The 6,720-nt window shown below is 69.0% G+C and carries 7 protein-coding genes and 1 pseudogene; 4 read left to right on the top strand and 4 right to left on the bottom strand.

Annotation, left to right across the window (positions count from 1 at the left end; genetic code table 11):
- The 3 genes from ABT245_RS42480 to ABT245_RS42470 form a co-directional block, all read left to right on the top strand.
- On the top strand, nucleotides 1-227 hold a 227-nt coding region (locus ABT245_RS42480), incomplete at its 5' end, for a hypothetical protein (RefSeq protein ID WP_351745483.1).
- Nucleotides 228-746: 519 nt separating this feature from the next.
- Entirely contained in the window at nucleotides 747-1,187 is a 441-nt protein-coding gene (locus ABT245_RS42475; RefSeq protein ID WP_351745481.1) for an Lrp/AsnC family transcriptional regulator, read from the top strand.
- A 163-nt stretch (nucleotides 1,188-1,350) separates the two neighbouring features.
- Nucleotides 1,351-2,685: a flavin monoamine oxidase family protein gene (locus tag ABT245_RS42470; RefSeq protein WP_351745478.1), complete on the top strand. Its 1,335-nt coding sequence runs from the start codon at nucleotides 1,351-1,353 to the stop codon at nucleotides 2,683-2,685.
- A 145-nt stretch (nucleotides 2,686-2,830) separates the two neighbouring features.
- Here the strand turns inward: ABT245_RS42470 and ABT245_RS42465 are convergent, their stop codons facing one another.
- A complete protein-coding gene (locus ABT245_RS42465) occupies nucleotides 2,831-3,448 on the bottom strand; it encodes a hypothetical protein (RefSeq protein WP_351745476.1) in 618 nt (205 codons plus the stop codon).
- Between ABT245_RS42465 and ABT245_RS42460 the strand changes: the two genes are divergently transcribed.
- The gene (locus ABT245_RS42460; protein ID WP_502982308.1) at nucleotides 3,432-3,866 is read left to right on the top strand and encodes a LuxR C-terminal-related transcriptional regulator; all 435 of its coding nucleotides are present in this window, start codon (nucleotides 3,432-3,434) and stop codon (nucleotides 3,864-3,866) included. The two genes, ABT245_RS42465 and ABT245_RS42460, sit on opposite strands and share 17 nt — an antisense overlap.
- A 282-nt stretch (nucleotides 3,867-4,148) precedes the next feature.
- On the opposite strand, the gene ABT245_RS42455 is transcribed toward ABT245_RS42460, so the two are convergent.
- The 3 genes and pseudogenes from ABT245_RS42455 to ABT245_RS42445 form a co-directional block, all read right to left on the bottom strand.
- Nucleotides 4,149-5,006 carry a calcium-binding protein gene (locus tag ABT245_RS42455; RefSeq protein WP_351745474.1) on the bottom strand — a complete coding sequence of 286 codons (858 nt, stop codon included), beginning with the start codon at nucleotides 5,004-5,006 and terminating at the stop codon, nucleotides 4,149-4,151.
- Between the two features lie 332 nt (nucleotides 5,007-5,338).
- Nucleotides 5,339-5,650 (bottom strand): PASTA domain-containing protein, encoded by a 312-nt coding sequence (locus ABT245_RS42450; RefSeq protein WP_351745472.1) that lies wholly within the window; start codon nucleotides 5,648-5,650, stop codon nucleotides 5,339-5,341.
- An 88-nt stretch (nucleotides 5,651-5,738) separates the two neighbouring features.
- A pseudogene (locus ABT245_RS42445) lies at nucleotides 5,739-6,551 on the bottom strand (MMPL family transporter); the annotation flags it as partial.
- Nucleotides 6,552-6,720: the final 169 nt, after the last annotated feature.

Here is a 6,720-nt window from a genome sequence, read left to right as displayed (position 1 = left end):
GAGGGCGTAGGAACTCCCATCATCCCAGGTCAGCAGGCACCTCTTCCCATTTCCCCGTCCCCAGACCGACCTTCACGCGGTGGATCCAGGCTGAGTCGGAGCGGCCCTATGCGAAAGCCCGTAGGCCTGTCGGCCGGATCGCCATCGCCAACTCCGATGCGCAGGCGTTCGGCTACACGCATGCCGCCTTCGACGCCGCGTACCGCGCGGTGTCCGAACTCGTCTGACCACCTGTCGTCTGTTCTCTGCGGCAGCTGAGGCCTTTCTTCCCGCCCGGTGGCGCCGGGCGGGAAGAGTACCCCGCAAGCTGGCGAGCTTCGCCGGGTCGGTACGGACCGTGGTGCGGGCGAACAGGACGCCCGGTACCGGCGCGATGGCGATCCGCTGTTCCACTTCCTCGGCGTCGAGCAGTGCAAGGTCCTGCGCGCGGTGACCACGGGCGAGGCTCGCCGCGTACGACTGCTGGAGGCGCTTCATCGCGGCCGGAGCGGTCGCCACGTACAGATGGCCACCTCGGTGCCGATCTGCCCGGGTGCTCTCCTTCCGCTCGGCGTCGGCCTCGGCGGCCGGCACGGCCGGGAACTCAACAGGGCGCGGGCCGGACTGCAAGGGTTTGCTCTGACAGCAAAGTTCTCCGCATGGAGCGTAATCCAATCGTCACGACAGTTGATTCAAGCGTCCCCATCCGTCATTGTGCTTGAATCGAGCGTACGACTTGCGGTTCACGCAGAGGAGACAGGTGCTTCATGGATGACGTCGACCGGGCCATCCTGCGGGAGCTGCAGATCGACGGGCGTATCCCGTACGCCGAGCTGGCACCGAAGGTCGGCCTGTCGCCCTCGGGCACAAGACTGCGACTGCAGCGGCTGATCGACACCAAGGCGGTCCAGGTCGTCGCGGTGACCGACCCGATCGCCATGAGCAAGCGGACCATGGCGCTGCTGGGGCTGCGGATCGGGGGCGATTCCCGGGTGGTGGCCGATGAGCTGTCCCGGCGGGACGAGGTCGTCTACATCGTCCTGACCTCGGGACGCTTCGACCTGCTGGCCGAGGTGGTGTGCAGTCAGCCGCGCGATCTCCTGGACTTCATCAACGACGTCGTCCGGGCAACCGAAGGGGTCGCGTCCGTGGAGACCTTCCCGTACTTCGCGATCCACACACACCGCTTCATGTGGGAGGTCGACTAGCCGCCCTGGCGACCGCGCACCGCCTGTTCCTCTCACGCTTCCCCACTTCATCAACCAGGACAGCAGCGCTGAAGATCGCCAACCCTGCCCCGCTGCGGACGGCATGCCTGCCTTCGACAGCCGACCTGCACATCGACCTTGAGTTCCCTGGAGAAGAGAGAAGATGATGGACACTATCGTCGTCGGCGCGGGAATCGCCGGCATCACCGCGGCGCGACTGCTTCACGCCGCGGGACACCGTGTGGTCGTGCTCGAGGCGAGCGATCGCGTCGGTGGGCGGATGTGGACGGACCGCACGGCAGGGTTCTGCGTCGACCGTGGTGCCTCATGGATCCATGGCCTCACCGGCAACCCCCTCACGGAACTTGTCACCGCGCTCGACATGGAGACGCGCGAGTTCACGGTGGGGAGCTTCCAGGCCGGCGGGCGGCCGATCGCCGACTACGACGAATCGGGGCGCCTGCTGGACGATGACGCGACACGACAATGGACCAGCGACGTCGACACGGCAGACAACCTTTTCCAGCTGACCGTCGCAGCGTCCGGCCACGACGAGAGTTACGCCACTGCGGCCGAGCGCGCCCTTGCCGCCACCGGATGGGAACCCGAACGCGCCGAACGGATCCGTGTGTTCTATCGGCATCGCACGGAGGAGCAATGCGGCGCAGAGATCGAACAGGTCGCCGCTCACGCCCTCGACGAGGACACCATCGAAGGTGACGAAGTGATCTTCCCCGGTGGCTACGATGTGCTTCCCCGGACTCTCGCGGAAGGCCTCGACGTGCGTTTGGAAACGACCGTGACCGCCATCACCAGGTCGGCCACGGGAGTGCGCGTCGACACGGAGAACGAGTCTTTCGAGGCCACCCACGTCATCGTCACGGTGCCGTTGGGCGTGCTCAAATCAGGGGCGATCGACTTCACGCCCGCTCTGCCCGACGCCGTTGCGGGACCGATCGCTCGACTCGGAATGGGCGTGTTCAACAAGGTCTTCCTTCAGTTTCCAGAACAGTTCTGGCAGAACGACGTCTACGCGATCCGGCAGCACGGCCGGGCCAGTGTCCCCTGGCATTCCTGGTACGACGTCTCCGTGGTGAGCGGCAAGCCGATGCTGCTGACCTTCGCCGGCGGTGCCTGGGGACGGGAGATCGAGCAGAAGACCGACGACGAGGTGGTCTCGTCGGTGCTCAGCTCCCTCCGCACCATGTACGGCGACTCCGTCCCCGAGCCGGTGGCGCACTGGATCACACGCTGGGGCAGCGAACCTCTCGCCCTCGGCTCATACTCCTACGTCGCCGTCGGCTCCTCGCACGACGATCACGATGCGATGGCAGGACCCGTCGACGGCGTTCTCCACTTCGCGGGAGAAGCGACCTGGGGACGCGACCCGGCCACTGTCCACGGCGCGCTCAACTCAGGGCATCGCGCGGCCGAGCGGATCCTCGGTTCACCGATCTCCCTGGCCGAGCTGACACGAGGCGTGAAGCCGTCAAGGTGACGTCTCACGCGGGCGAGAGGCTCGTAGCGGCGGTGGCTGCGGTCGGCGAGCCAGGACATGGTGGGTTGGACGGGACCGCGCGGGCAGCGCGGTTCCTCGCTGCCCGGCGTCAGGAGAAGGGGACGGCGGAAGGAAGGGAGGGGCGTCACCGTTCCAGGAAGCGGAGGACGGACCGACGGTAGCGTTCCGGCTGTTCGGCGTCGATGAGATGGCCCGCGCCGTCGACGGTCACCAGCGTGGAGTCGGGGAGCACTTCGTCGTACTCGCGGGCGATGCCCGGGTTCTTGTAGTCACACGTGCCGCGCAGGATGAGCGCCGGCACGCGGATGCGGCGCAGGGCGGGGCGCGGGTCGGGCACGGTGAGCTGGTCGGCCGTGGTGAGCTGGTTGGCGTAGAAGCCGGGCACGGACGCCGGGAGGTCGTGCAGCGGTCGGCCGGGATGGCAGGTGGCCGCCGGGGCCGCGATCGCGAGAAGGCGGGCGAAGACGGCGTCGACCTCGGCGTCGGAGACCAGGGCGTGTGCGGCGCGCGGGTCGGCCTCCATCAGCAGCGACCACGCCAGCAGCCTGGGCCTCGCCTCCAGGGCGTCGATACGGCGCTGCTGATCGGCGGTGAGCCGGTCCCAGATGTCGCCCTCGGCCCGGCCCTTCCACGCCGGAGCCCACAGCACCCCGGGCGAGGTGAGCACCATCCGGGCCACCCGGGCGGGATGGGCGGCGAGGTATTCCGCGGCCAGCGTGGCACCAGTGCTGATCCTGACCACCTTCGAGGTCGACGAATACGTCTTCGATGCCGTTCGCGCCGGCGCCAGCGGCTTCCTCCTCAAGCGCAGCCCGCCGGAAGTCCTCATCGACGGCATCCGCACCCTCGCCGCCGGAGAGGCCCTTCTGGGCCCGTCGATAACCCGCCGCCTGCTCGCCGAGTTCGCCCGCGCGACCCCGGCCGCACCCCAGCCGGAGATCACCCGCCGCCTGTCCCGGCTCACCGAACGCGAACACGACGTCCTGCTCCTGCTCGGCCGCGGCCTGTCCAACGCGGAGATCGCCGCGCGCCTCCACATCGGCGAGGCCACCGTGAAGACACACGTCACACGCGTCCTGGACAAACTCGCCCTGCGCGACCGCGTGCACGCCGTCGTCTTCGCCTTCGACCACGGCCTGGTACGCCCCGCCGGCGGCTGACTCCGCCCCACGCGCTCCGGGCCGCCGGCGTAGGCGAAGCCGACCGTCCACGCCCGGTCGGCGTCTCGACCGGAGCCGGCGGACGGTCGCCGTCGGCCCGCGGCCGCTGATCCTCCTCGAAGAGGTCAACGCCCCGGTGAAGCAGCCGGCGCACACCTGCGGCCCGCTCCAGCATGAACGCCCGCATGTCTGCCCCCGAGGTCCGCCCCGCGCCGAAGGCCACCAGGCACCCGGGCCGCGCTCAGGTCGTCATCGGTTGCTCAGGGGGCGGTGCTTGCCGGATCAGGGGCGTACATCGACGTAGTCGCCGGCGGCCTTGGCCGGGCCGGTGGTGGTGGAGCCGCTGAAGTTCCAACGCCAGTAGCCGTCCTTGACTGCCTTGACCGTGGTGCGCAGGGTGCCGGTGTTGCTGGTCTTCACCGTGGCCACCGTGGTGTAGGTGCTGCCGCCCTTGGGGCGGAACTGCAGTTTGACGGCTCGGCCCGCGTATCCCGCATAGCGGTAGGTGTCCCAGTTGGCCCGCACGAGCTTGCCGGTGACGGTGATACGAGCGCCCTTGGCCACCGGTTCCGGTGAGGCGTTGACCGTGAGCCGCGCGGCACGCTTGAGGCCGAACGACCCCACGCCGGGGGCAAAGACCGAACCGCCGTCGTTGGCGTCGACCAAGGCGTCCACCGACCATGTTCCCGCGTTGGCGTTGGCCAGGTCCACCGGATCGTCGCTGCCCGGTGCCGGGTGGGCGTTGGCGGTGAACACCGTCGTGCATGCCGTCGCGGTCTCGCAGAACGCGTCGGTGGTGTAGAAACCGCCGTGCGGACCCTTCAGATCCACATCGGCGAACGACAGTCCTGAGTCGTCCGAACCGGTGACCGTGACCGGGAACACCACGTTGCGTGTGATGCCCACGATGACGTCATGTCCGGAGTTGACGGTGGCACCGCTGACCACAGGGTCGCCGGGCGCGGCATCGGCCGAGGCGCCGGCCCCCGCCAGCAGAACGACGACGGCCCCCACCACGACACCGCGGAATGTCGCGCGTCCGACGGGCTTGCGCGGTAGGGCAGGTGCGGTGGCGATGAGCGGAGCGATGTCGCGCCCGCCGTTTGGTCTGGCCCCGGTCGGTGCGGCGAAGAGGCTCATGAATCCCCCCAGGGATGACAGGCGTCGCTGTCAACGACCCTACGAGCGAGGGCATTTGACGGCGAGCGCGGCAGACGGATGTGTGTCACTGCCTACGACTGTCCAACCGGCCCGATGGTTGCCCTGTCACCAGCCGAACCGAAGGCGCCTGGTGTGCCACGTCGAGGAACACGGGCAGATGATGGGTTTCGCGAATCCGGCCTCATCGAGGAGTGCGCCGAGACCACCGGCGCGGCCCTCGGCCGTCGGCGCGGCTACCGCCCGGTCGCGGTCAGCTGAAGTTCGCCGCCCTCGACCAGCGGAACGGCCCCACCGGTGCCGCCCGCTGGACGCTACGGACTCGGGCATGCCTCGCTCGTTTTCACCACTCCTACGGTGATCAGGGTGGTGGCGACGTAACGCGCGGGTGCGGGCTGCTGGGAGCAGACTTTCCAGTTGTCGCCCCACAGGGGGATGCGGTGGTGGTCGAGTGCGTCCGCCCCGGCCAGCTGACCGAACCCCGCGTTCCGGGCCGCCAGTTGGGCTTCGCGCAGCGTCATTCCGTGCAGGTCGGGAAGCTCGGCCCGCTGCTGTCCGGCGTGCTGGGACAGGGCAAACAGGGCGACGACGACCGCGAGGGTGAGGAGGGCAGGGCCTTTGCGCATGACTTCTCTCCCGGAGCGGGCGCGGCTGGTCGGAGTGTGTCCCTCGTACGGCGCTGCGCCCGCTTGGGGGGCGGGTGCAGCGGGCCGGTCAGCGGATGGGCGTGAAGTCCCCTTCCGCTGTTGCGGGTTCGTGGGCCCCGGGGGCCGTACCGGCGAGCTTCTCGCCTTCGATGTCCACGTGCGGCAGCCTGCGGTCGAGCCAGCCGGGGAGCCACCAGGAGCGGTGGCCGAGCAGGGCCAGGACGGCGGGGACGAGGGACATGCGGACCACGAACGCGTCGAAGAGGACAGCGGCGGCCAGGCCCAGGCCGAGTGACTTGATCATGATGTCTTCGCCGCCGACGAAGCCGCCGAAGACGCCCGTCATGATGAGCGCGGCGGCGGTGACGACCTTGCCGCTGTGCCGGAAGCCCTCGATGATCGCGTTGCTCGGGGTGGCACCGTGGACATGGGCCTCGCGGATCCGGGTGGCGAGGAAGACCTGGTAGTCCATGGCGAGCCCGAAGACGATGCCGACCGTGAGGATCGGCACGAGGCTGTTGAGCGGGCCGGTGGTTTCCGTACCGAACAGGTCTTTGAACCAGCCCCACTGGAAGATGGCCACCATGACACCGAAAGCGGCCGGCACCGACAGCAGGAAGCCGAGCGCCGCCTTGAGCGGGACCAGGAGGGACCGGAAGACGAGGATCAGGACGAGGAAGGCCAGGCCGACGACGAGCGCCAGATAGGGGACGATGGCGTCCGTGAACTTCGCGGCGATGTCGATGTTCATCGCGGTGGTGCCGGTCACCAGAGCTTCGGCGCCGATGACGGCGCGGGTGTCCTTGGCCTGGTCGCGGATGGCGTGGACCAGGTCCTTCGTCGCCTCGCTCGCGGGTGCGCTCTTGGGGACGACAGCGACATGTGGCCCGCCCGTCGGACGGAGTGCCGACGAACGTGGATCGGAGCCGGTCGTGGCGGCGCGAGTCCCGCTGCCTCGCGCCGAAGAGCGTGAAAGGCGACCGGGCGGGAGCCCGGAGCCCTCGGTGAGACGGCGAAAGGGGTGGCTGAACTGTTTCTGCTCGGCGCGG

This window comes from Streptomyces sp. NPDC001508 (assembly GCF_040298665.1).
GTDB lineage: Bacteria > Actinomycetota > Actinomycetes > Streptomycetales > Streptomycetaceae > Streptomyces.
Note: the sequence above shows the minus strand (reverse complement) of the source record. Positions and strands in the feature narration are given on the sequence as shown.